The organism is Kitasatospora sp. NPDC087271, assembly GCF_044744605.1.
In the GTDB taxonomy this organism is placed as follows: domain Bacteria; phylum Actinomycetota; class Actinomycetes; order Streptomycetales; family Streptomycetaceae; genus Kitasatospora.
Map to the genome: position 1 here is coordinate 518053 of NZ_JBIUYQ010000002.1, position 24139 is coordinate 542191.

The 24139-nt window shown below is 72.6% G+C and carries 20 protein-coding genes and 2 pseudogenes; 5 read left to right on the forward strand and 17 right to left on the reverse strand.

The features are described from left to right. Window positions 1-65 precede the first annotated feature (65 nt). From ACIO9K_RS05445 to ACIO9K_RS05485, 9 genes and pseudogenes are all read right to left on the reverse strand, one after another. Window positions 66-677, reverse strand: coding sequence for a bacterial proteasome activator family protein (locus tag ACIO9K_RS05445; protein ID WP_350876669.1), 612 nt, complete (start codon window positions 675-677; stop codon window positions 66-68). Between the two features lie 198 nt (window positions 678-875). Beyond that, window positions 876-1550 (reverse strand): hypothetical protein, encoded by a 675-nt coding sequence (locus ACIO9K_RS05450; protein WP_400327242.1) that lies wholly within the window; start codon window positions 1548-1550, stop codon window positions 876-878. Window positions 1551-1684: 134 nt separating this feature from the next. Next, the gene (locus tag ACIO9K_RS05455) at window positions 1685-2662 is read right to left on the reverse strand and encodes an NAD(P)H-quinone oxidoreductase (RefSeq protein WP_363619420.1); all 978 of its coding nucleotides are present in this window, start codon (window positions 2660-2662) and stop codon (window positions 1685-1687) included. Between the two features lie 47 nt (window positions 2663-2709). Further along, window positions 2710-3756: a potassium channel family protein gene (locus ACIO9K_RS05460; protein ID WP_363619419.1), complete on the reverse strand. Its 1047-nt coding sequence runs from the start codon at window positions 3754-3756 to the stop codon at window positions 2710-2712. A 49-nt stretch (window positions 3757-3805) separates the two neighbouring features. Further along, window positions 3806-5095 (reverse strand): molybdopterin molybdotransferase MoeA, encoded by a 1290-nt coding sequence (locus tag ACIO9K_RS05465; RefSeq protein ID WP_400327245.1) that lies wholly within the window; start codon window positions 5093-5095, stop codon window positions 3806-3808. After that, window positions 5092-5373, reverse strand: a pseudogene (locus tag ACIO9K_RS05470) (DUF6457 domain-containing protein); the annotation flags it as partial. The pseudogene ACIO9K_RS05470 and the gene ACIO9K_RS05465, both read right to left, overlap by 4 nt. Window positions 5374-5481: 108 nt before the next feature. Continuing rightward, a pseudogene (locus tag ACIO9K_RS05475) lies at window positions 5482-6051 on the reverse strand (molybdenum cofactor guanylyltransferase); the annotation flags it as partial. Window positions 6052-6067: 16 nt separating this feature from the next. Next, window positions 6068-7114 carry an MBL fold metallo-hydrolase gene (locus tag ACIO9K_RS05480; protein ID WP_400327247.1) on the reverse strand — a complete coding sequence of 349 codons (1047 nt, stop codon included), beginning with the start codon at window positions 7112-7114 and terminating at the stop codon, window positions 6068-6070. Between the two features lie 232 nt (window positions 7115-7346). Next, window positions 7347-8111 carry a polyprenol monophosphomannose synthase gene (locus ACIO9K_RS05485; protein ID WP_363579852.1) on the reverse strand — a complete coding sequence of 255 codons (765 nt, stop codon included), beginning with the start codon at window positions 8109-8111 and terminating at the stop codon, window positions 7347-7349. Between the two features lie 329 nt (window positions 8112-8440). On the opposite strand from ACIO9K_RS05485, the gene manA reads away from it, so the two are divergent. Next, window positions 8441-9631 carry a mannose-6-phosphate isomerase, class I gene (gene manA / locus ACIO9K_RS05490; protein ID WP_400327249.1) on the forward strand — a complete coding sequence of 397 codons (1191 nt, stop codon included), beginning with the start codon at window positions 8441-8443 and terminating at the stop codon, window positions 9629-9631. A 74-nt stretch (window positions 9632-9705) separates the two neighbouring features. Here the strand turns inward: manA and ACIO9K_RS05495 are convergent, their stop codons facing one another. Both ACIO9K_RS05495 and dnaB read right to left on the reverse strand, forming a co-directional pair. Next, on the reverse strand, window positions 9706-11166 hold the full coding sequence (locus ACIO9K_RS05495) for an acyltransferase (protein ID WP_363619415.1): 1461 nt from the start codon (window positions 11164-11166) through the stop codon (window positions 9706-9708). An 80-nt stretch (window positions 11167-11246) separates the two neighbouring features. Then, window positions 11247-12884 carry a replicative DNA helicase gene (gene dnaB, locus ACIO9K_RS05500; RefSeq protein ID WP_363619414.1) on the reverse strand — a complete coding sequence of 546 codons (1638 nt, stop codon included), beginning with the start codon at window positions 12882-12884 and terminating at the stop codon, window positions 11247-11249. Window positions 12885-13336: 452 nt separating this feature from the next. Here dnaB and ACIO9K_RS05505 point away from each other — a divergent pair, with 452 nt between their 5' ends. Further along, window positions 13337-14677, forward strand: coding sequence for an MATE family efflux transporter (locus ACIO9K_RS05505; RefSeq protein ID WP_363579856.1), 1341 nt, complete (start codon window positions 13337-13339; stop codon window positions 14675-14677). Window positions 14678-14789: 112 nt separating this feature from the next. Here ACIO9K_RS05505 and rplI read toward each other — a convergent pair whose 3' ends face one another. From rplI to rpsF, 4 genes are all read right to left on the reverse strand, one after another. Then, window positions 14790-15236 carry a 50S ribosomal protein L9 gene (gene rplI, locus ACIO9K_RS05510; RefSeq protein WP_063348488.1) on the reverse strand — a complete coding sequence of 149 codons (447 nt, stop codon included), beginning with the start codon at window positions 15234-15236 and terminating at the stop codon, window positions 14790-14792. A gap of 17 nt (window positions 15237-15253) precedes the next feature. Next, window positions 15254-15490 (reverse strand): 30S ribosomal protein S18, encoded by a 237-nt coding sequence (gene rpsR, locus ACIO9K_RS05515; RefSeq protein WP_030304537.1) that lies wholly within the window; start codon window positions 15488-15490, stop codon window positions 15254-15256. Between the two features lie 80 nt (window positions 15491-15570). Next, window positions 15571-16188 (reverse strand): single-stranded DNA-binding protein, encoded by a 618-nt coding sequence (locus ACIO9K_RS05520; protein ID WP_363619413.1) that lies wholly within the window; start codon window positions 16186-16188, stop codon window positions 15571-15573. Window positions 16189-16284: 96 nt separating this feature from the next. Next, window positions 16285-16575 carry a 30S ribosomal protein S6 gene (rpsF, locus tag ACIO9K_RS05525; protein WP_063348486.1) on the reverse strand — a complete coding sequence of 97 codons (291 nt, stop codon included), beginning with the start codon at window positions 16573-16575 and terminating at the stop codon, window positions 16285-16287. A gap of 315 nt (window positions 16576-16890) precedes the next feature. Here rpsF and ACIO9K_RS05530 point away from each other — a divergent pair, with 315 nt between their 5' ends. From ACIO9K_RS05530 to ACIO9K_RS05540, 3 genes are all read left to right on the forward strand, one after another. Continuing rightward, window positions 16891-17190, forward strand: coding sequence for a hypothetical protein (locus ACIO9K_RS05530; RefSeq protein WP_063348485.1), 300 nt, complete (start codon window positions 16891-16893; stop codon window positions 17188-17190). Window positions 17191-17367: 177 nt separating this feature from the next. Beyond that, window positions 17368-18486 carry a peptidoglycan bridge formation glycyltransferase FemA/FemB family protein gene (locus ACIO9K_RS05535; protein ID WP_063348484.1) on the forward strand — a complete coding sequence of 373 codons (1119 nt, stop codon included), beginning with the start codon at window positions 17368-17370 and terminating at the stop codon, window positions 18484-18486. Window positions 18487-18499: 13 nt separating this feature from the next. Next, window positions 18500-19534: an alanine racemase gene (locus tag ACIO9K_RS05540; protein WP_363619412.1), complete on the forward strand. Its 1035-nt coding sequence runs from the start codon at window positions 18500-18502 to the stop codon at window positions 19532-19534. A 24-nt stretch (window positions 19535-19558) separates the two neighbouring features. Here ACIO9K_RS05540 and ACIO9K_RS05545 read toward each other — a convergent pair whose 3' ends face one another. Next, the gene (locus ACIO9K_RS05545; protein ID WP_400327254.1) at window positions 19559-21136 is read right to left on the reverse strand and encodes a glycosyltransferase family 87 protein; all 1578 of its coding nucleotides are present in this window, start codon (window positions 21134-21136) and stop codon (window positions 19559-19561) included. A 162-nt stretch (window positions 21137-21298) separates the two neighbouring features. Continuing rightward, a complete protein-coding gene (locus ACIO9K_RS05550; protein ID WP_363619410.1) occupies window positions 21299-23956 on the reverse strand; it encodes a transglycosylase domain-containing protein in 2658 nt (885 codons plus the stop codon). Window positions 23957-24139 lie beyond the last annotated feature (183 nt).

Sequence of the window (24139 nt, forward strand, 5' to 3'; positions counted from 1 at the left end):
GGGCGCCCTCCGGCGGCGCCCCGGCCCGGGCGGACCGTCGTGGTACGTCCGGTGTCGGCGGCCCGTTACAGGTACGGGCCGGAGCGGATGCCGCGGCCCTGACCCGGCTCGTCCTCGTCCGGCTCGCCGCCGTGCAGACCGGGCGGCAGAGCCCGCCGCATCTGCTCCAGCTGGGCCCGCGCCGCCATCTGCTGGGCGAACAGCGCGGTCTGGATCCCGTGGAACAGGCCCTCCAGCCAGCCGACCAGCTGGGCCTGGGCGATCCGCAGCTCCGCCTCGGTCGGAATGCTGTCCTCGGTGAAGGGCAGCGACAGCCGTTCCAGCTCGGCGACCAGCTCGGGGGCCAGACCGAGCTCCAGCTCCTTGATCGAGCTGGCGTGGATGTCCTTCAGCCGGGCCCGGCTGGCCTCGTCGAGAGGCGCCGCCCGGACCTCCTCCAGCAGCTGCTTGATCATGCTGCCGATGCGCATGACCTTCGCGGGCTGCTCGACCATCTCGGTCACCGGGAGCTCACGCGGCAGGTCGCCCTCGTCCTCGTCCCCCGCCGAGCCGGCGAACCCCTGGCCCACGGGCAGCCCGTCCGGTCCGACGATCAGCACCTTCTGGCCGTCCTGCGACTGCCCGCCCGCGGCCTGGAATGGCTGCTGAAACGAGCGCTCGTTCATCGGATTCGTCATGAACAACATTCTCTCTCACTGGGGTTGGTCGGGCGGAAGCCCCCGTACAACCGCCGTCCTGAGCCACCGCTGACGACGGTACGCCCCCGGGCGCCGCCCCGGAATCCGTACGGATACTCAGCTCCCGGCCCGCCCCGGCCCCCCTGGGGCGTGCACACACCCCTCACGAAACCTACCCCGCCGCCCCCACCCCGCGACTCACCCCCGGCGCAGCCGCAGCCCGATCAACCCCAGGCCGCAGCCGATCAACCCCAGCCCCGCGCCCAGCGGGAACTGGACGGTCGAGGCGTCCCGCCAGCGGGCGGGCAGGACGGCGGGGACGGCGGCGGCGACGGCCTGGGCGGTCGCGGCGGCGGCCGCGGTGGCGGCGTCCGGTGCGGCGTCGGCGCCGGGAGCCGCCGCGTCCGGGGTGCCCTGGTCGGCCTCGGGCCGGTCCCCCGCACCGGCCTGCCCGGTGCTCCGGTCAGGAACCTGGTCGGGGTTCTGCTCGGGAGCCTGCTCGGGGTTCTGCTCGGGAGCCCGGTCCGGCGCCCGCTCCGGGGCGGTGTCGGCGCGCTCGGGCGCCCACACCACCCAGCGCCGGTAGACCCGGGCGTCGCCCCGGCCGGGGCGCGGGTGCCGCGGCGGCCCGACCGCCGGAACGGCCGCCGGCTCCGGCCTGCCCACGGCGGCGGGCTCAGCGGTGAACGGGGACGGCGACGCCGCCGCCGGCCCGACGGCGGCGGCGGCCGCCGATGCTGCGGCCAGCGGGAGCGTGAGCCCGAGCACGGCCGCCGCGATCAGTCGCTGGGCCCGGCCCGGGCCGGTACGGCGGGTACGACGGTGGTGCGGCGCGGCGGGCAGCGGCCCGAGGAGGTGCGTTGGTGCGGCCACGGTCGGAGGTCCTTCCGACGGCCGACCGCGCGCGGCGGGGTCGGCGGCGGGACAGCTCCGAACCAGCCTCACACAATCCGACGATCAGGGCATTTCGGACGTCCCGCCTCGGGCCGCAGGCCCTCGGACCAGGATCAGGTCCGCAGCACGACCTTGCCGACCTGCTCCCCCGCCTCCAGCACCCGGTGCCCGTCGCCGGCGTCGGTCAGCGGCAGCACCCGGTCGATCACCGGCTTCACCACCCCGGACTCCACCAGCGGCCACACGTGCTCGCGCACCGCCGCCACGATCGCCGCCTTCTCCGCCAACGGGCGCCCACGCAGATTGGTGGCGATCACCGCGGCGCGCTTGCGCAGCAGCGCGTTGAGGTCGAGCTCGCCCTTCACGCCGCCCTGCAGCCCGATGATCACCAGCCGCCCGTTGACGGCCAGCGCGTCCACGTTCCGCTGCAGGTACTTGGCGCCCATGATGTCCAGGATCACGTCCACCCCGGCCCCGCCGGTGGCCTCCTTGAGCACCTCGACGAAGTCCTGCTCGCGGTAGTCGATCGCGATGTCGGCACCGAGTTCGACGCACCGGGCCAGCTTCCCGGCGCTGCCCGCGGTCACCGCGACCCGCGCGCCCACCGCCTTGGCCAGCTGGATCGCCATGGTCCCGATGCCGCTCGCGCCGCCGTGCAGCAGCACCGTCTCGCCGGGCCGCAGGTGGGCGGTGAGGAACACGTTGGACCACACCGTGCAGGCGACCTCGGGCAGCGCGGCGGCCTCCTCGAAGCCCAGGCCCTTGGGCAGCGGCAGCAACTGCCCGGTCGGCACCGCGACGAGCTGCGCGTACCCGCCGCCGGACAGCAGCGCGCACACCTCGTCGCCGACCGCCCAGCCGGACACGCCCGGGCCGAGGGCGACGATCCGCCCGGCGCACTCCAGCCCGGGGTAGGGCGAGGCGCCGGGCGGCGGGTTGTAGTTGCCCTGCCGCTGGAGCAGGTCGGCGCGGTTGACGGCGGTGGCCGCCACCTCGACCAGGACCTCGCCCTCGCCGGGCACCGGGTCGGGCACCTCCGCCCACACGAGTGCCTCGGGACCACCGGGTACGGGAATCGTCATCGCATGCATGCCCCGAACCTACTGCGCGTCATGGCGAGGAGCGGGCAAGGCCCGCGTCAGCCGGTCGACTTGATCACGATCACCCGGTCGGTGAGCTGGAGCACGGCGGCCTCGGGCTCGGTGTAGTTGAGCACCCGCCGGCCGCGGACCACCGCGACCACCAGGTCCTCGCACGCGCGCGGGCTGTGCCCGGCCTCGGCCCGGGTGACGGGGCGCTCGACCACGTCCAGGCCGTTGCCGTAGGTGAGCAGGTCCTCCATGACCGCGCCGGCGTGCGGGCTGAGCATCGACAGGCCGAGCAGCCGCCCGGCCGAACTGGAGCTGGTGACGACGACGTCGGCGCCGCTCTGCCGCAGCAGCGGGGCGTTCTCGTCCTCCCGGACGGCCGCGACCACGGTGGCGCCCTTGTTCAGCTGGCGCGCCGTCAGCGTGACCAGGACGGCGGTGTCGTCCCGTTCCGGCGCGACCACGACCCGGGCGGCGGTGGGCACCTCGGCCCGCAGCAGCGTGTCGGTGCGGGTGGCGTCGCCGACCACGCCGACCAGCCCGTGCCGGGCGGCCTGGTCGATCACCTTGCGCTGCGGGTCGACGACGACGATCTCGTCCTTCTTCACGCCCTGCCCGAGCAGGGTGTCGACGGCGCTGCGGCCCTTGGTGCCGTACCCGATGACGACGGTGTGCTCGCGCACGGTGGACCTCCAGCGGTTCAACCGCCACTGCTGGCGGGTTCGTTCGGTGAGCACCTCCAGCGTGGTCCCGACCAGGATGATCAGGAACACCACGCGCAGCGGGGTGATCACGAAGATGTTGGTGAGCCGGGCGCCGTCGCTGTACGGGGTGATGTCGCCGTACCCGGTGGTGGACAGCGTCACGGTGGCGTAGTACGCCGCGTCCAGGAAGCTGACCCCGTCGCCCGCGTTGTCGTTGTAACCGTCCCGGTCGACGTAGACGATCAGCGTCGTGGCGACCAGGACGGCGAGCGCCAGCAGCAGCCGGGAGCCGACCTGCCGGAGGGCCGGCGCGCTCCGCCGGGCGGGCAGCACGATCCCGGCGTCCGACCACGGCTCGGTCCCCGGGGCGGGCGCACCCCGCAGCCTGCTCATGCGGTCACCTCCCCGCTGTCGTGGGGCGCGCACGCCCCGGTGGGCCCGTTCACGGCGCCTCCAGCAGTTCGACGGGTTCGCCGGCCGCCGCGCCGCCGGGCGGGACCACGGCCAGCGCCTCGGCCCGGGCGAGGCCGCGCAGCATCGCGGGCCCGTCGAAGGCGAGCGGGACGACGCCGTCGGCGGTGCGCCGGACGGGCAGCAGCCGGGTGTCCACCGGGTGCCCGGGCAGGCCGACGGCGGTGGGTGCGAGGGCCGGGGTGACGGCGGACCGCCCGCTGCGGGCGTGCAGCAGCGGCAGGGCGAGGGTGACCGTCCCGGCGACGGCGGCCAGCGGGTTGCCGGGCAGGCCCACCAGGTGCCGCCCGCCCGGAAGCCCACCCGGAAGCCCGGCTGGACCCCCGCCCGGAAGCCCGCTCCGGGCGGGGCCGGCCGACGGGCATGCGGCCGACGGGAGTTCGGCCAGCAGCATCGGGTGTCCGGGGCGGACGGCCACGCCGTCCACCAGCAGCCGGGCCCCGGCCTCGGCGAGGGCCCGGTGCAGGAAGTCGACCGGGCCGGCCGCCGTTCCGCCGGTGGTGACCACGATGTCGGCGGTGGAGTGCCGCAGCGCGTCCCGGAGCAGCCCGAAGTCGTCCCGGACGGACCGCACTTCGGCCACCTCGGCACCGGCCGCCCGCAGCCAGGGCGGCAGCAGCGGCCCGAGCGCGTCCCGGACCAGGCCCGGACCGGGGACGCCCGAGGCGAGCAACTCATCCCCGAGGACGAGCAGTTCGACCACCGGGCGACGGCGCACGGCGAGCCGGTCGTGACCGCAGGCGGCGGCCAGGCCGAGCACGGCCGGGCCGACCAGGGCGCCACCGGGCAGCAACGCCTCGCCGCGGCGGCACTCCTGGCCGCGCGGGCGGACGTCCTGACCGGTGGTCAGTGATTGGTGGCCGCAGTCGTGCAGCAGCGTGCCGTCCGTGCGGCCGTGCTCACGGCGCAGGACCGCGGTGGCGCCGGGCGGCAGTTGGGCGCCGGTGGCGATCTCGACGGCGGCGCCGTCGGCCAGCGGCGCGGACGCGGCCCGGCCGGCCAGCACCCGCCCGGCGACCCGCCAGGGGCCCGGCCCGGCGACCGCCCAGCCGTCCATCGCGGAGGTGTCGAAGGCCGGCAGGTCGGTCAGCGCGGTGAGCGGCTCGGCGAGGGTGCGGCCGAGCGCCTCGGCGAGCGGCAGCCCGACCGCCGGCAGCGGACGCAGCCCGGCCCGGCGGGCGGCCTCGCGGGCCTGCGCCCAGCTCAGCACGCCGGGGCCGGTCGACGGGGCGGCCACGGTGGTCTGGCCGACGGCGCTCACGGCTCGCCCGGCCCGGCGTCGGCGCTCCAGCGCTCGGCGAGCGCGGCGGTCCGCCGGGCGGCCTCGGCCACGGCCTCCGGCCCGCCGCCCTGCTGGGCGGCCGCGTAGCCGATCAGAAAGGCGGTCAGCGGCGCGGCCGGGCGGGCCACCCCGTGCGCGACCACCCGGGCGAGGTCGAGCAGTCCCCGGACGTCGACGTCCAGGTCGATGCCCAGGTCGGCCCTGACCTCGGCGATCCAGTCCTCCAGCGTGCGCTCCATGCGCCCATGCTGCCTGATCGGCGGTTTCCCCGGAGTGTTCGCCCCGTGTGCGGCGCGCGTCGTTTCCCGCACGGACACCCACGCGGGCCGTGAACACGGACCCGGAGGGCGCCCCTACGACCGGTCGCGCTCCCGGGCCTGTTCGAGGTCCTCCCAGGTGTCGCAGTCGTAGGCGACGTTGTCGGTGTCGGCCACCAACTGCCGGGCGAGACCGCCGGTGAGGCGGCGCAGCGGGAGGCCGGCCGGATCGCCGAGGGCGGCCAGCGCGGTGCGCAGCGGGGCGGTGCGGTAGGCGGCGGCGAGCGGCTGGTCGCGCCCGCCGGCGTCGACCAGGACGGCGGCGTCGACGGCCGGACCTGCCTCGGCGAGGGCGGTGACCAGCCGGTCGACGGTCCGCCGGTCCAGGAACGGCAGGTCGGCGGCGAGCAGCAGCACGGTCGGCGCGGTGACCAGGTCGAGTCCGGCGGCGACGGCGGCGACCGGCCCACCGCCCGGCGGCTGCTCCCTGGTCCAGCGGACGCCGGTGCGCGCGGTCGGCCGGCCGGGGCCGACCACGACGGTGGTGCGGGCGCCCGCGCAGGCGGCGAGCACCCGGTCGAGCAGGGTGGTCTCGCCCACGGTCAGCCCGGGTTTGTCGGCCCCGCCGAGGCGACGGGCGGCCCCGCCGGCCGGGACGATCACGTCGTAGGGCGTCATGCGGCCAGTATCCGCCCTACTCTGCTCCGCCCGTCCCGGGCTCCGGGGACTTCCCGGGCTCCTCGGGCTCCGTGGACTCCGTGGACTCCTCGGGCTCCTCGACGAGCTCGTCCTCGACGATCTCCGCCTCGATGATGTCGTCCTCGACGATCTCCGCCTCGACGATCTCGCCCCCTCGCGCCGCCCGGGCGGCGTTGGCGGCGGCGCCCAGTTCCAGGATGGCCGGCAGCGTCAGCTCCCCGTACCGCTCGTTCATCGCGGTGACCAGTGCCTCCGGGTCGTGCGGGTGCTCGGCCAGCAGCCGGTCGAAGTCCTGGAGGTACTCGCCGGTGAAGGCGAGCACCCGGGCGGCGTCGTCGCCCTGGTCGGGGGCGCGGTGGCCGGCGATGACCCGGTCCACGCCGAGGTCGGCGATCCGGCCGAGGTTGTGGCCCCAGGTGGTGCGCTGGGCCGGGGTGGTGTCGGCGGTCCAGACGTGGGTGCCGTTGTAGGCGAAGTCCCCGGCGATCACCGTCCGGATGCTCGGCACGTGGACGACCGTCGAGTCGCCGCAGTCGGCCTGGCCGAGCAGCAGCACGGGGATGACCTGGCGGTCGAGCATGAGCGGCTGCGGCAGCAGCGGGGCGGGGATCAGCGGGTGGTCCGGGATGTCGTCGCCGTAGACCGGCTTCCACTGGGCGACCTTGGCGGCGGCGGTGCGCCGGATGCCGTCGACCACGGCGGGCGCGGCCAGCAGCCGGGCGTCGGGGAAGAGCCTCAGCACCTCCTCGGCGCCGAAGTAGTGGTCGGGGTGGTGGTGGGTGACGACGATGGCGAGCAGTCGGCGGCCCTTGCCGGCGACCCATTCGGCGAGTTCGCGGCCGGCGCTGCGGGTGAGCTGGGCGTCGACCAGGATCGCGGTCCGCTCGCCGAGGATCAGGGTGGAGGTGGCGAAGAAGGCCGATTCGGGGCCGGTGAAGACGGCGACCTCCAGCGGGCGGGCGGGCCGCTCGGGGTCCGGGGCGGCGGCCTCGGCGGCCGTGCGCTCCGCGCCGGCGCCCTCCTCGGACGGGGACGACGTCACTGGCTGCTCCCTCTGGTCGGCGGTCGGACTTCCTGCGCCCTACAGCATGGGAGTACCGGTGTCGGATTGCGCGGAAGGCGCGCCCGGCGGGCCGCGCCTTCCGGCTCAGGTCACACCGCGGTTCAAACGGCCGGCGCTTCGGCGTTGTGGGCGGCCTGCCCCAGGGCACGTAACCGCCCGGGGCCCGTCCGTCGTGACGACGGACGGGCCCCGGGCGGTTACGTCGTGGAGGTCAGCGCTTGACCGCGCCGCGCAGGCGGGCCAGCCGGTCGGAGACGCCCCAGGCGGTCACCCGCCACAGCGCCTCGACCACGATGTTGCGGCTCATCTTGGACGCGCCCAGCTCGCGCTCGACGAAGGTGATCGGCACCTCGGCCACCTTGAACCCGGCCTTCACCGTGCGCCAGGCCAGGTCGACCTGGAAGCAGTACCCGGCCGAGGCCACCTCGTCCATGCCCAGGCCCAGCAGGGTCTCCTTGCGGAACGCCCGGTAGCCGCCGGTGACGTCCCGGATCGGCACGCCCAGCGCCAGCCGCGAGTAGGTCGAGCCGCCGCGGGAGAGCAGCAGGCGCGACTTCGGCCAGTTCACCACCCGGCCGCCCGGCACCCAGCGCGAGCCCAGCACCAGGTCGGCGCCGCGCAGCGCGCCCAGCAGCCGGTCCAGTTCCTCGGGCTGGTGCGAGCCGTCCGCGTCCATCTCGACCAGGACGTCGTAGCCGTGGTCGATGCCCCAGCGGAAGCCCGCGAGGTAGGCGGCGCCCAGGCCCTCCTTGCCCTTGCGGTGCATGACGTGCACGTTCGGGTCCTCGGCGGACAGCTTGTCGGCCAGTTCGCCGGTGCCGTCGGGGCTGTTGTCGTCGGCGACCAGCACGTGGGCCTCGGGGACCGCCGCCCGCACCCGGCCGACGATCCGCTCGACGTTCTCCGCCTCGTTGTAGGTCGGAATGATCACCAGGACCCTGCCGAGATCAGCAAAACTCTGCTGGTTCACGGTCACGTACAAACCTCTCGGCCGATGGCGGGGAGTGTCAGAACACCATCGCCCGCACTCTGGAACGCGGCTCCGCCGGCAGCCCGCCGACGGGGTGACCACGGTGGAAACTGCTGTGCAGGGCGGAGACTACTGCGTCCTGGCATCCTACTACCGCGCCCGGGAACCACCGGTCCGGCCAGGGCACTCCCCTCCGGTACCCGCCGTTTCCTCGCGGGCGACACCGGTCGGCTAGGGTCGATGACCTTGCCCGTGCCCGGCCCCCCGCACCGCCGGGCCCGTTGCCCCGACGATCCGGCACACCCGCCACCCAGCGAAGGAGTAGGACCGCGCGCATGGACAGGCTCATCAACACCGTCCGCCCGTACGCCTGGGGGTCGCTGACCGCCCTGCCCGAACTGCTCGGGCAGGAGCCGACCGGCGAACCGCAGGCCGAGCTGTGGATGGGCGCCCACCCCGGCGACCCGTCCCGGGCCGACCGGGGCGAGGGGCCCCGCCGGCTGGACGAGCTGATCGCGGCCGACCCCGAGGGCGAGCTCGGCGCCGCGACCGTCGCCAGGTTCGGTCCGACCCTGCCGTTCCTGTTCAAGATCCTGACCGCGGGCATCCCGCTGTCCATCCAGGCCCACCCCACGATCGCGCAGGCCCGCGCCGGGTTCGCCGCCGAGAACGCCCTCGGCGTCCCGCTGGACGCCCCCGAGCGGAGCTACCGCGACGCCAACCACAAGCCCGAGATGGTCTGCGCGCTGGGCGCCTTCGAGGGGCTCTGCGGCTTCCGGCGGCCCGCCGAGGCGGCCGGGCTGATGGCCGGGCTCGCGGTGCCCGGGCTCGCCCCGCTGATCGACCTGCTGGCCGTCGAGGACGAGGCCGAGGCGCTGCGCGGCACGCTGGCCGCCATCCTCACCATGGACGGGAAGGCCGCCGAGGAGACCGTCCGGGAGACGGCCGAGGCCCTGGCCCGCACCGACCCGGCCGGCGACTACGGGCCGTACGCCCGGATCGCCGAGGACTTCCCGGAGGACCGCGGCCTGATCGCCGCCCTGCTGCTCAACCACTTCCGGCTCCGGGCCGGCGAGGCGCTCTACCTGGACGCCGGCGTGCCGCACGCCTACCTGGCGGGTGCCTGCGTCGAACTCCAGGCCAACTCCGACAACGTGCTGCGGGCCGGCCTCACCCCCAAGCACGTCGACCTGCCCGAGCTGCTGAAGGTCCTGGTCTTCGAGGCCGGCGCCCCCGAGCTGCTGCACCCCCGCCCGGTCGACGGCACCGCCGGCGAGGAGCTCTACCCCGTCCCGATCGACGAGTTCCGGCTCTCCCGCTTCGTCCTGGACGGCCGGGACCGCGAGATCGACGGCCGCGCCCCGCAGATCCTGCTCTGCACCGAGGGCACCGCCCGGCTCACCGCCGCCGACGGCACCACCCTGGACCTCGCCCGCGGCCGGTCGGCCTTCCTCCCCGCCACCGGCGCCCCCACCCGGCTGTCCGGCACCGCCACGACCCTCTTCCGCGCCACCGTCACCGTCTGACCGCGCCCGGGGGCCACGCGCCGAGGGCTCGCCTCCCGGGTGGGAGGCGAGCCCTCGGTGTGTCCGTGCGGCGGTCAGCCGACCCGTTGCCCCGGGCCGCCGGCTCCGACCTCGACCGGCACCTGTTCCTGATCCTGGCCCCCGCCCTGGCCCTTCTCCCCGGACTGGGCCGGAACAGCCCCGGCGGCCTCGCCGGTCGCGGGCGCCCCGATCGACGCGGCGGCCGCCGGCTGCGGGGCACCGCCCGGCCAGCGGCGCTCGACCGCCTTGGCCACCTTGCGGCCCAGCTTCTGCACGGGCAGCTCCACCAGCCGGTACATCACCCAGCTCGCCAGCATGATCACGACGAGGTACTCGGCCGTCCAGATCAGCTTGCCGCCGGTCGTCGGCGGCACCTTGGGCACGTGCAGCAGCGGCTGGATGGTGTGCACCAGCGGGACGTGCAGCAGGTAGAGCGAGAAGCTGATCCCGCCGAGCCAGGTGAGCGGCTTCGGGAAGCGGCGCTTGCGCAGCGCCATGCCGATGCCGAACGTGATCCAGGCCCCGAGGTAGGAGCCGGCCCAGGCCATCCAGCCGGCCGTCCAGGTGTTCTGCTCCATGCCGTCACGGTTGTACATCCAGGCGACGGCCACCCCCGCGACGACCACGAAGCCGCAGCACAGGATCGCCTGGAGGCGGTCGATCTGGCGGTTCTCGGCCCGGTAGATCGCGGTGCCCGCGAACATCGTCGCGAAGATCATCAGGGTCTCGAACATCGGGGCCCGGCTGTTGTTGTACATCAGCACGAAGCCCAGCAGACCGAGCGTGATCGCCCCGACCCGGGTCAGGTTCGGTCGGCCGCTCAGCACGCAGGCGAAGCCGAACAGCACGATCAGGACGGAGCCCCAGACCAGGTTGCGGGTCGAGGTGATGTCGCTGGTCAGCGTGTGGGAGGCGATGGAGGTGCCGAAGAGCAGCGCCACGCCGGCGAAGCCGACCGCGATCGGGCCGCTGCGGCGGTGCTGGCCGACCGTGAAGAGCGCGGTGACCATGTAGTAGAAGACCATCTCGTAGCTGAGGGTCCACATGACGCCCAGGCCGTTCCAGACGCCCATGAAGTCCTGCAGCATGGTCGAGTTGGCGGCCACGTAGATCAGGTCGTGATCGGTGGCGAAGAGCGCGACCGAGCCGTCGCCCTTCGGGATGATGGCCAGCGCCACCGTGATACCGATGATCACCGGCGGCCAGAGCCGGAAGATCCGTCCGATCCAGAACGCCCGCACGTCCCCGCGGCGCTCCAGCGAGGCCGGGATGATGTAACCGCTGACCAGGAAGAACAGCATGACGCCGTAGAGGCCCAGGTCCGCGTGCCACCAGATGAAGGACGCCACCCCGTCCGGCAGCATCTTCAGGACGTCGAAGTGGTGGAGCGCCACCACCAGGGCGGCCACGCCGCGAAGCGCGTCGAGCCAGCCCAGCCGACTGGCCGATCCGCCCGCCCGAGCCTGCTTGCTTCCCCCGGCCCGGCGGGCGGACAGCTGTCGTATCGTTTTCACCGCACGGACAGTAGCTCATCACACTGATGCGTTCGCCTCGGTGACGGTCGGACGAGGCCCCCCGATGCCCCCGGCCGCTGCTAGTCCCGGGTCATGTCGACGAAGCGCGAGTAGTGGCCCTGGAAGGCCACCGTGATGGTGGCGGTGGGGCCGTTACGGTGCTTGGCGACGATCAGGTCGGCCTCACCGGCGCGCGGGGACTCCTTCTCGTAGGCGTCCTCACGGTGGAGCAGGATGACCATGTCGGCGTCCTGCTCGATCGAGCCGGACTCGCGCAGGTCGGAGACCATCGGCCGCTTGTCGGTGCGCTGCTCGGGGCCACGGTTCAGCTGGGAGAGCGCGATGACCGGGACTTCCAGCTCCTTGGCCAGCAGCTTCAGGTTTCGCGACATGTCGGAGACCTCCTGCTGGCGGTTCTCCGCCCGGCGGGAGCCGCCGGACTGCATCAGCTGGAGGTAGTCGATGACGACCAGCTTGATGTCGTTGCGCTGCTTGAGCCGGCGGCACTTGGCCCGGATCTCCATCATCGACAGGTTCGGGGAGTCGTCGATGAACAGCGGCGCCTCGCTGACGTCGGGCATCCGGCGGGCGACGCGGGTCCAGTCGTCGTCCGTCATGTTCCCGGAGCGCATGTGGTGCAGCGCGACCCGGGCCTCGGCGGACAGCAGGCGCATGGCGATCTCGTTGCGGCCCATTTCGAGCGAGAAGATCACGCTCGGCAGCTTGTTCTGGATCGAGCAGGCGCGGGCGAAGTCCAGCGCCAGGGTCGACTTGCCCATCGCGGGGCGGGCCGCGATCACGATCATCTGGCCGGGGTGGAGGCCGTTGGTGAGCGCGTCGAAGTCGGCGAAGCCGGTCGGGACGCCGGACATCTGGCCGTTGCGGGAGCCGATCGCCTCGATCTCGTCGAGGGCGCCCTCCATGATGTCGGCGAGCGGCGCGTAGTCCTCGTTGGTGCGCTGCTCGGTGACGGCGTAGATCTCCGCCTGGGCGGCGTTGACGATCTCGTCGACGTCGCCCTCGGCCGCGTAGCCCATGCCGGCGATCCGGGTGCCGGCCTCGACCAGACGGCGCAGGACGGCGCGCTCGTGGACGATCTGGGCGTAGTACTCGGCGTTGGCGGCGGTCGGGACGGAGTTGACCAGGGTGTGCAGGTAGGAGGCGCCGCCGACGCGCTGGAGCTCGCCGCGCTTGGTGAGCTCGCCGGCCACGGTGATCGGGTCGGCCGGCTCGCCGCGGGCGTACAGGTCGAGGATCGCACCGTGGACCATCTCGTGCGCGGGCCGGTAGTAGTCGGCCGGCTTGAGCACCTCGACCACGTCGGCGATGGCGTCCTTGGAGAGCAGCATGCCGCCGAGGACCGACTGCTCGGCCGCGAGGTCCTGCGGGGGGACGCGCTCGAAGCCGTCCACGCCGCCCTGGCCCTCGTCGTCGCGGCGCTGCCAGCCGCCGCCACCGCTCTGCGAACCGTCGCGCTGGGAGCCGCTCCGGCTTCCCTTGCCGCCCTTCTGGAAGCCGCCCTCGCGACCGCCGCCGTCCCGGTTGCCCTCCCGGCCGCCGCCCTGGCCGGTGCGGCTGCGGGAGACCGGGAGCCGGTCGCCGGGCCCGTCGGGGAAGGACGCGTCGTCGAAGGCGCCGGCCGGGAAGGGGTCCTCGGCGGGCTGCCAGTCCTCCTCCGGCGGCGGGGCGTCGTGGTCGTCGTACTGGGGGCCGGTCACGCGTGTTCCCCGATCAGCGAGTGGTGCGAGTTGGAGCGGGCCTTGCCGGTGGCTGGGTGGAGCGGATCCGCTCCTCTTTGTACGCCACGGCACCGACAAATCGGACGCCGGGGCGGGCGGGAGTGTCGGGCGGAGGGCCCACGCTAAGGCGCCGGGAGCCGTTCAGCCAAGGCGGTTATCCACAGGGGGTGTGGACGAGCGGCCCCGGGCTGTGGAGAAGTGCCGCAAAGCTGTGGACGCCCCTGTGGAAGGCTCTGTGGATAACCAGACCATCTGCCCACCGTCAACCTGTTGACCAGGCATTACCTCTTACCGGGCCTGTGCATGAGAAATTCTTCACACGCAGCCGGGCGCCCGCGGGCGCGAAGCGGACCGAGCGCCTCGCTCAAGAATTCGAGTAATGGCCAACTGCCACTAGCAGTCATTACCTGTGGATGAGTAGCCTGGAGCCCATGACCGCCCCTCCCGCAGCCCCGACCCCCTCCAGACGCCGGCACGACCGGGAGATCCTCGCGCTGGCCGTCCCGGCCTTCGGCGCGCTGGTCGCCGAACCGCTGTTCCTGATGGCCGACTCGGCGATCGTCGGCCACCTCGGCACCCCGCAGCTGGCCGGGGTCGGCGTCGCCGCCGCCGCACTGTCCACCGCGACCGGCGTGTTCGTCTTCCTCGCCTACGCCACCACCGCGGCGGTGGCCCGCCGGATCGGTGCCGGGGACCGCCGCGGCGCCGTCCAGCAGGGCGTCGACGGCATCTGGCTCGCCCTCGGCCTGGCCGTCCCGGTGGTGCTGCTCACCGTGCTGCTGGCACCCTGGGCGGCCGACGTCCTGGGGGCCTCGGAGACCGCCGCCCCCTACGCCGTGACGTACCTGCGGATCAGCGCCCTGGGCATCCCCGCGATGCTCATGGTGATGGCCGCCACCGGCGTGCTGCGCGGCCTCCAGGACACCCGCACGCCGCTGCTGGTGGCGATCGCGGGCTTCACCGCCAACATCGGCCTGAACGCCGGCCTGGTGTACGGCGCCGGGCTCGGGGTGGCCGGCTCGGCCTGGGGCACCGTGCTCGCGCAGACCGGGATGGCCGCCGTCTACCTGGTCGTGGTGGTGCGCGGGGCGCGGCGCGAGCACGCCTCGCTACGGCCGGACGCGGCCGGCATCCGGGCCAGCGCGAGGGCGGGCGGTCCGCTGCTGGTCCGGACGGTCAGCCTGCGCGCGGTGCTGATGATCGCCACCGCGGTGGCCGCCCGGCTGGGCGACGACCAGGTGGCCGCGCACCAGATCACCATGACGCTGTTCAGCTTCCTGGCCTTCGCCCTGGACGCCATCGCGATCGCCGGCCAGGCGATCATCGGCCGCTACCTGGGCGCCGAGGACGTCCCGGGCGCCAGGGCCGCCACCCGCCGGATGGTCGAGTGGGGCATCGGCTCGGGCGTGCTGCTGGGACTGCTGGTGGTGGCCGCCCGCCCGCTGTACGTCCCGCTGTTCACACCCGATCCGGCGGTGCAGGGGCAGTTGGACACCGCCCTGCTGCTGCTCGCGCTCAGCCAGCCGGTCGCCGGCCTGGTCTTCGTGCTGGACGGGGTGCTGATGGGCGCCGGGGACGGCCCCTACCTGGCCTGGGCGGCGATCGCGACCCTGGCGGTGTTCACCCCGGCGGCGATCGCGGTGCCGGCCACCGGCACCGGGCTGGCCGGACTGTGGTGGGCGATGAACCTGTTCATGCTGGTCCGCGCGGCCTTCCTGGTCGGGCGGGCGCGCGGCGGCCGCTGGCTGGTCACCGGGGCCGTCCGGGGCTGACGGCGCCGGGGCCGAGGCGCCGGCAGCGAACGCTCCAGCACCGAACGCGCCGGAACACGACCGAGGGCCGGACTCCCGGAGGAGTCCGGCCCTCAGGCCACTGCTACGGAACTCAGGCAGCGACGACGGCGACGTCGAGGTTGGCCTGGACGTCGGCGTGCAGCTTGACCGAGACCTTGTGGGTGCCCACGGTCTTGATCGGCGAGGCGATCGCGACGGCGCGCTTGTCCACGGCCGGGCCGCCGGCGGCCTTGATGGCCTCCACGACGTCGGCCTGGGTCACCGAACCGAACAGACGGCCGGCGTCGCCCGAGCGAACGGCCAGCTTGACCTGGACGCCCTCGAGCTTGCCCTTGACCTCGTTGGCGGCCTCAAGGGTCTGGATCTCGTGGATCTTGCGGGCGCGACGGATCGCGTCGACGTCCTTCTGGCCGCCCTTGGTCCAGCGGATGGCGTAGCCACGCGGAACCAGGTAGTTGCGGGCGTAGCCGTCCTTGACCTCGACGACCTCGCCGGCGGAGCCGAGACCCGGCACCTCGTGCGTGAGGATGATCTTCATTACTTGGTCACCCTCTCTTAGCGCGCGGTGCTGGTGTAGGGCAGCAGCGCCATCTCACGGCTGTTCTTCACGGCCGTGGCGACGTCACGCTGGTGCTGGGTGCAGTTGCCGGTGACCCGGCGGGCACGGATCTTGCCACGGTCGGAGATGAACTTCCGCAGCAGGTTCGTGTCCTTGTAGTCAACGTAGTTGACCTTGTCCTTGCAGAAGACGCAAACCTTCTTCTTCGGCTTGCGAGCAGGCGGCTTCGCCATTGTGTGCTCCATTTGGGGTTCACGGCCCGGCCTGCGTCCTCAGGACGCCGGCGGCCGGGCCGCACGAAATCTGTCAGCTCTTAGAACGGGGGCTCTTCCGAGAAGCCGCCACCGGACGGGGCGCCCCAGCTGCCGCCGCCCTGCTGGCCGCCGGACGGAGTGCTGGACGCCCACGGGTCGTCGGAGGGGCCGGACTGGCCGCCGCCGCCGGAGTTTCCACCCCAGCTGCCGCCGCCCTGCTGGCCGCCACCGCCGCCCCAGCCGCCCTGCTGGCCACCGCCGCCGCCCTGCTGGCCGCCGAAGCCGCCACCGGGGCCGCCGGGGCCACCGGACCGGTTGGCCCGGGTGACCTTCGCGGTCGCCGAGCGCAGGCTCGGGCCGACCTCGTCGACCTCGACCTCGAAGACCGTCCGCTTCTCGCCTTCCTTGGTCTCGTAAGACCGCTGGCGCAGTCGGCCCTGCACGATGACGCGCATGCCGCGCTGCAGCGACTCGGCCACGTTCTCCGCCGGCTGCCGCCAGACGTTGCACGTGAGGAAGAGGCTCTCGCCGTCCTTCCACTCGTTCGTCTGACGGTCGAAGGTGCGGGGGGTGGACGCGATACGGAACTTCGCGACCGCCGCACCCGACGGGGTGAAGCGCAGCTCGGGGTCGTCGACGAGATTGCCGACGAGGGTGATGACGGTCTCGCCTGCCATGGTGGTGATGACCTCTCGGGAAGATGTCCGTTCACCGCTGTTTCACGTGAAACAGCGGACGCGAGCTACCCGAGACCCGAAGGCCTCAGAGGTGGCTCAGTGGGTGTCCGGGCGCAGGACCTTGGTCCGCAGAACCGACTCGCTCAGGCCCATCTGGCGGTCGAGCTCCTTGACGACCTCAGGCGTGGCCTTCAGGTCGATGACCGAGTAGATGCCCTCGGACTGCTTGTTGATCTCGTAAGCCAGACGGCGACGACCCCAGGTGTCGACCTTCTCCACCTTGCCGCCGGCGTTCCGGACGACGGTGAGGAAGTTCTCGATCAGGGGGGAGACAGCGCGCTCCTCGACCGAGGGGTCGAGGATGACCATCACCTCGTAGTGACGCATGGGTAACCCACCTCCTTTGGACTCAACGGCCACGGTCTCTCCGTGGCAGGAGGGTTGTGCAGCGTCGGCACCGGAGCAGTGACGACACCGGCCACCGTAGCGGCCGGGTCCGACAATCGGGCCCCGCTCACCCGACGGGGTGGTCGCCCGGAAGAGGGCGCAAGGGGGCACAACTACACCAGTGCAGACGGCACAGCCTACCCGCACCCGGACGGCCGAACAAAACGCATAGGGGTTGTGAGACCGACCCAACCGCCGCAATCTGGACGGAACGGGATTCCTGCCCGTTCGTCTCCACGCCAGGAGGTGGGACACATGGCCCAGTCCGTCCACCGCATGCCCGCGCTCACACTGAACACCGACGGCCACCCGCACCCCCGCGAGAACGCCCTGGTGGGCCTCACCGCCGTGCTGGGCGTGATCGCCTTCACCACCTCGTTCTTCCACAACCTGCACCTGCTGACCTCGTGGACCGGCCTGTTCGGGATCATCACGGGGCTGCTCGGCATGTTCGTCTCGGTCACCACGGCCGAGCGCTTCGTGCTGATGATCACGCTCGGCGCCTCCGCCATCGGCTTCTACCTCGGCATCGCCCGGGGCGGCCTCTGGGGCTGAGCCGCCCCGGTCGCACCGTTCCGGAACCCTCGGCGCCCCCGTGGCGTATCTGCAAGGAGACAGGTACGCGACGGGGGCGCCGTCGCGCCCGCAGCGGCGGGCGCCCGGGCCCCGGACGATAGGGTCAGCCCGAGAACCTGGGCCCACCGCAGCCCGACCGACGAGGAGCACCGAGCAATGAGCCTGCGCCTGAGGACGATCACCCGCGAGGAGCACCTCGCCTTCATCAGGAGCCGCGCCTCGGCCAGCCACATGCAGGTGCCGTCGTGGGGCGACGTGAAGGCCGAGTGGCGCTCGGAGTCGATCGGCTGGTTCGACGAGGCCAACCAGCTCGTCGGCGCCGGCCTGGTGCTCTACCGGCAGCTGCCCAAGCTCAAGCGCTACCTCGCCTACCTGCCCGAGGGACCGGTCATCGACTGGTTCGACCGGGACCTCGACCGCTGGCTCTCCCCGATGCTCGCGCACCTCAAGTCGCAGGGCGCGTTCTCGGTCAAGATGGGCCCGCCGATCGTCATCCGCCGCTGGAACGCCCCCACCATCAAGGAGGCCATCGCCGGCAAGCAGGCCAAGCGCCTGCGCGACGTCGAGGCCGACTGGTACGAGGCGCGCGCCTTCGAGGTGGCCGACCGGCTGCGCAAGGCCGGCTGGCTGCAGGGCGAGGACGGCGGCGCCGGCTTCGGCGACGTCCAGCCGCGCTACGTCTTCCAGGTGCCGCTGGCCAACCGCTCGCTGGACGACATCCACAAGAACTTCAACCAGCTCTGGCGCCGCAACATCAAGAAGGCCGAGAAGAGCGGCGTCGAGGTGTACCAGGGCGGCTACGACGAGCTGCCGATCTTCCACCAGCTCTACCTGGTGACCGCCGAGCGCGACAAGTTCACCCCGCGCCCGCTGTCCTACTTCCAGCGGATGTGGAAGGCCCTCACCGCCGAGGACCAGAACCGGATGCGGCTCTACATCGCCTACCACGACGGCGAGCCGCTGGCCGCGACCACGATGCTGGTGGTCGGCGAGCACGTCTGGTACTCCTACGGCGCCTCGGCCAACCACAAGCGCGAGGTCAAGCCGTCCAACGCGATCCAGTGGCGGATGATGCGCGACTCCTACGCGCTCGGCGGCGGCGTCTACGACCTGCGCGGCATCAGCGACACCCTGGACGAGAACGACCACCTGTTCGGCCTGATCCAGTTCAAGGTCGGCACCGGCGGCCAGGCCGCCGAGTACCTCGGCGAGTGGGACTTCCCGCTCAACAAGCTGCTGCACAAGGCCCTCGACCTCTACATGTCCCGCCGCTGAGGAGGCTGACCCGATGACGCTGTCGCTCTACCTCGACACCGAACGCTGGCGCACCCACCAGCGCTCCGTCCTCGCCGAGTTCCCCGGCCTGGTGCCGGTCGCCAAGGGGAACGGCTACGGCCTGGGCAACCACCGGCTGGCCGAGGAGGCGACGCTGCTGGGCACCGGTGTGCTGGCCGTCGGCACCGCGTACGAGGCGGCCGACGCCGCCGAGTGGTACGGCGGCGAGCTGCTGGTGCTCACCCCGTACCGGGTCGGCGAGGAGGTCCTGCCGCTGCCGCACGCCCGGGTGATCCGGACGGTGGCGAACCTGGACGCGCTGCGGGCGCTGCGCGGCGCCCGGGTGGTGGTGGAGTGCATGACCTCCATGCGCCGCCACGGGGTGAGCGCCGCCGACCTCACGGCCGTCGCCGCCGAGCTGGACGGCGTCGCCTTCGAGGGCCTGGCGCTGCACCTGCCGATGGACCGGCCGGACGGCTCCAGCCCGACCGAGGAGGTCGTCCACTGGGTGGACACCGCCCGGGCGGCCGGGGTGCCGGTGCACACCGTGTACGTCAGCCACCTCGGCGCGGCCGGCATGGAGCAGCTGGCCCAGCGCTACCCGGACATCGTCTTCCGGGCCCGGATCGGCACCCGGCTCTGGCTGGGCGACCACGGCGCGCTGGAGGTCCGGGCCACGGTGCTGGACGTCACCCCGGTGAGGAAGGGCGACCGCTACGGCTACCGCCAGCACCCGGCGCCGGCCGACGGCCACATCGTGGTGGTGGCCGGCGGCACCGCGCACGGCATCGGCCTGGAGGCGCCCAAGTACGTGCAGACCATGGCCTCCCGGGCCAAGGGCATCGCCCGGGCCGGCCTGGCGACCGTCAACAAGACCAAGTCGCCGTTCCACTGGGCCGGCAAGCAGCTCTGGTTCGCCGAGCCGCCGCACATGCAGGTCTCGCTGCTGTTCCTGGACGGCGAGACCAAGCCCCCCGCGATCGGCGAGGAGCTCGGCCTCCAGGTCCGGCACACCACCACGCACTTCGACCGCGTGGTGGACCGCTAGGGCGACCGAAGCGCCCGTGAGCGCCTACGCCTTCTCGGCCGGTTCCGGCAGTCCTGGCTCGTCCAGCCACTGCTCGGAGCCGGCCGGCGCGTATCCGGCGTAGCTCTCCTCCTCGCGCAGCGTCCGGGCGGTGCCCAGCACGAACACGTCCGGGGCCCGGTCGAGCACCCCGCCCGACGGGTCGTCGCTGCCGTCCCAGCGCACCGGGTCGCGGTCCGGCTGCAGGGCGTCGCGGACCACCATGACCACCAGGTAGAGCGTGCCCAGCAGGTGCAGCACGACCGCGAAGTGGTACCAGGCCTCGCCGATCCCGTGCTGCTTGGGCCCGGTGACGAAGCCCAGGTGGGACCAGATGCCCAGGGTGTACAGCACCTCGCAGGCCTGCCAGATCAGGAAGTCCCGCCAGCGCGGCCGGGCCAGCACCGCGAGCGGCAGCAGCCAGAGCGCGTACTGCGGCGAGTACACCTTGTTGACCAGCACGAACAGGGCGACCACCAGGAAGGCCAGCTGCGCGAAGCGCGGGCGGCGGGGCGCCGAGAAGCCGAGCCACGCTATGGCCAGGCAGCCGAGGACCATCAGCACGCCGATGTAGAGGTCGAGGTCGGCCAGCCCCGTGCCCCGGCTCTGCATCAGGATCAGCCAGAACGAGCCGTAGTCCTCGGCGCGGTGCTTGCTGAACACGTAGAAGGTCGACCAGCCCTGCCAGTTGGCCGCCATGATCGGCAGGTTGACCAGCAGCCAGGAGCCGGCCGCGCCGGCCAGCATCACCCGGAACTCGCGCCACTTCCCGGCCCGCCAGCAGAGCACCAGCAGCGGGCCGATCAGCAGCACCGGGTAGAGCTTGGCCGCGGTGGCCAGGCCGATGAAGACACCCGCCCAGCCGGGCCGGGAGCCGGACCACCAGGCCATCGCCACGGCGGCCAGCGCGACCGCGAGGAGGTCCCAGTTGACCGTGCCGTTCAGCAGCAGGACGGGCGCGAGCGCGAACAGCAGGGCGTCCCAGGGGCGGCGGCGGTGGGTGCGCGAGAGCGCCACCACGGCGACCACCGCGCAGGCCATCAGCAGCCCCGCGTTGATCGCCCAGAACCACCGCTCCTGGTCCTGCGCGGTGCCGGCGCCGGGCGTCAGCCAGGCCGCGACCTGCATGAACAGGCCGGTCAGCACCGGGTATTCGAGGTACTGCAGATCCCCCGAGGTGCCCGGGATGCGGTCCACGTACGGATGCAGCCCGGCCGAGAAGCCGCGGCCGGAGAACAGGTGCGGGATGTCGCTGTAGCAGGCGTGGATGTACTGCGGCGAACCCGGCTGGAACCAGGCCTGGTTGTAGCAGGGCGCCTTCTGCACCATGCCGAGCACCGAGACCACGATCACCGCCAGCGCCAGGAAGCGCGCCGGGATCCACCACGAGACGCCCAGCAGCGCCCGACGGCCCGGCGGGCCGCCGATCACCTCGCTGCCGGCCGCCGCCACCGGGTCCTCGTCGGCCGGGACGACCACGGTGTTGACCGGCGGCGCGGCCGTGGCGACGGCCGGCCCGACCGGTCCTGCGGCGTCGCCGGGCCCGGCCGGCCCTGCGGATTCGTCACGATCGCTCGACGTCATGCCGGACATCCTGCCGCACCGGCCCCACCGGGACGAGGAGGACCCCGCAACGGGCCCGGCCTCCGTCGCCCGGTGGCACGGCGAATCATGACGAAACGGCGGTGGCGGCCCTCCGGAGAGGGCCGCCACCGCCGTTCGGTTCATCCGCTCAGCGGGTGGTGGTCAGGGCAACAGCCCGTTCTGTCCACCGCCCCCGCCGGTCGAGGACGGGGTCGACGGCCTGCCGCTCGGCTTGGTGGTCGTCGGCGGGGGGTCCGTCGGTGGCGCCGTGGGCGGGGGCGTGCTGCAGCCGAGGAGGCCGCAGCTGCTCGTCGGACCGGGGTTGGTCGTCTTGTGCGTCGACGTCTGGCTCGGCTGCGTGCCCGGGCAGTCCACGCCCGGGACACAGCCCGGGCCCTGGCTGGACACGGGCGGCTGCGGCTGGTTGTTGTTGGTCGGCGGCGGCTGGTTGTTGGCCGGCTGGGTCGCGGGCGGGGCCGACGGGGTGTCGCTCGTCGTCGGCGTGGGCGTCATGCTCGGCGAGACCGGGGCGCCGGAGGAGTCCACCTCGGTGCCGACCGGCTGCGGGGTCGGGAAGTCCATCTTCTTCTCGTTGGCCAGCGCGGCCTTCATGTACCGGGTGAAGACGTCGGTCGGGATGTCACCACCGTGGATGGACTCCTTGCCGCCGGTGCCGTTGAGCGACAGCCGCTCGTGCTTGCTCGGGTCCTCGCGCCACATCGCGACGCTGGTCACCAGTTGCGGGGTGTAGCCGACCCACCAGGCCGACTTGTTCTGGTCGGTGGTACCGGTCTTGCCGGCCACCGGGCGGCCCAGCTCCTTGGCCTTGAAACCGGTACCGTTCTTCACCACGTTCACCAGCACGTCGGTGACGTTGTCCGCGACGGCCGGCTCCAGGGCGACCTTGGCGTCCTTCTTGCCGAAGCCCGGGCGCTCGATGCCGTTCACCTCGACCTTGGTGACCGAGTAGGGCTCGGCCTCCTTGCCGCTGGCCGCCAGGGTGCCGTAGGCGGTGGCCATCCGGATCGGGCTGATGGTGGAGGTGCCGAGGGCGAAGGTCGGGGTCTTCGGGTCGGCGAAGCTCTCCTTCCTGACGCCCATCTGCTCGGCGATGTTGGCCACGTTCTGACCGCCGACGTCCTGGTTGAGCTGGACGAAGGGCACGTTGAACGAGTTCTGCATGGCCGCCCGCAGCGAGACGTAGCCGCGCTTGCCGGAGTCCTCGTTCTTCTGCCGGTAGGGCTTGCCGTCGTCGCCGATCACCAGCGAGCCGTCCGGCTTGCGGATCTCGGACATGTCGTCGGACAGGTAGCGGCTGTCGGCGTTGATCCGCTTCGGCTTGCCCTTGTCGTCGGTGGCCGTCTGGACGCCGATCTGCATGGCGGTCGCCAGCACGAAGGGCTTGAAGGTCGAGCCGACCTGGACGCCGATGGCGTCGGCGTTGTTGTCGAAGTGGCCGTTCTCCACGCCGTCGCCGCCGTAGAGGGCGACGATCGCGCCGTCGCCGGGGCGGATGCTGGCGGAGCCGAACTGGATGAAGGTGTCGTTGTTGGGGCGCTTCTGGGCGTTGAGGTTCTCGCCCTTGACGTCGTCGACGGCCTTCTTCAGGGCGTCGACCTTGTCCTTCTCGAAGGTGGTGTAGACCTTCAGACCGCCCTTGTCGATCATCTGCTGGGTGATCGTCTTGTCGGTGGCCATCAGGTACTTGTTGGCGGTGTCGACCAGGTAGCTGACCTCACCGTTCATGTTGGAGCTGGGCTTCTGCGGGATCGGGTCGGGGAAGGTGGTGCACTTCGCCCGCTCCTCCGGGGTGATGGCCTTGGTCTTCACCATGTTCTCGAGGATCCAGGCCCACCGCCCCTGGGCCCGCTCCTTGTTGGCCGGGTTGCTGGGGTCGTAGTACGACGCGCCCTTCAACAGGCCGGCCAGCATGGCGCTCTGGCAGAGGTCGAGGTCCTTGGCGTCGACCCCGTAGTAGGCCTGCGCCGCGGCCTGGGCGCCGTTCGAGCCTCGACCGAACCAGCTGGTGTTCAGGTACCCCTTGAGGATGTCCGGTTTCTGCATCTTCTGATTGATCTTCAGCGTGATGAAGAACTCCTTCAGCTTGCGGCTGAGGGTCTGCTCCTGGCTGAGGTACGCGTTCTTCACGTACTGCTGGGTGATCGTCGAGGCGCCCTGGGTCTCGCCGCCCTTGGCCATGTTGTAGACGGCGCGGAGCATGCCCTTGGGGTCGATGCCGCTGTCCTCGCGGAAGGTCTGGTTCTCCGCCGCGATCACGGCGTTCTGCAGGTTGGGGCTGATGTCGGAGAGCTCGACGATCTGACGGTTGGTCTCACCCTTGCGGGTCATCTCCGAGCCGTCGGCCCAGTAGTAGATCGTGTTCTGGTCCTTCATCAGATCCTTGAGCTTCGGGATCTCAGTGGTCTGGTAGAGGTAGAACACCCCGCCCACGCAGGTGGCGAAGACGATCAGGAAGCCGCTCAGCCACTGCCGCCAGGACGGCAGCCAGCGCCGGACGCCGGTCTTGCCGAAGCGCGGGTAGTCGATGAACCGCTTCTTGCCGGGGCCTGCGGCGGCGGCCGCGGACGCGGCGGCAGCACCGCGCCGGCCGCCCTTGCCGCCCTTCTGGGCGGCCTTGCGCATCTCGGCGCGGCCCATCCGGGGCTGCTGAGCGGTCTCCCGTTCGCCCGGGGGGCGCCGGCGGCCGATGCCGTCCGAGCTCACCTCGTCCCGGCCGGGTCCGCCCTGACGGCCACCACCACCCGGGGGCTGCTGCCCGTCACCGCCCGGGCTGGGCGTCCTTCGCCGTCGTTCACTCATGTTGCAGCCACTCCTCGCCAGGCGGTTCCAGCCTGAAGGCAGGGTTCACGTCCGATGCCCGCCAACCGCCCTAACCCCGGAGGTGGTCCTCGTGCACACGCGACAGCGTACGCAGCCGGGAATCCCAACTAATCGGGCATCAGTCCCCAATGACCGCAAAACGGCAGCAGATCATTACACGCC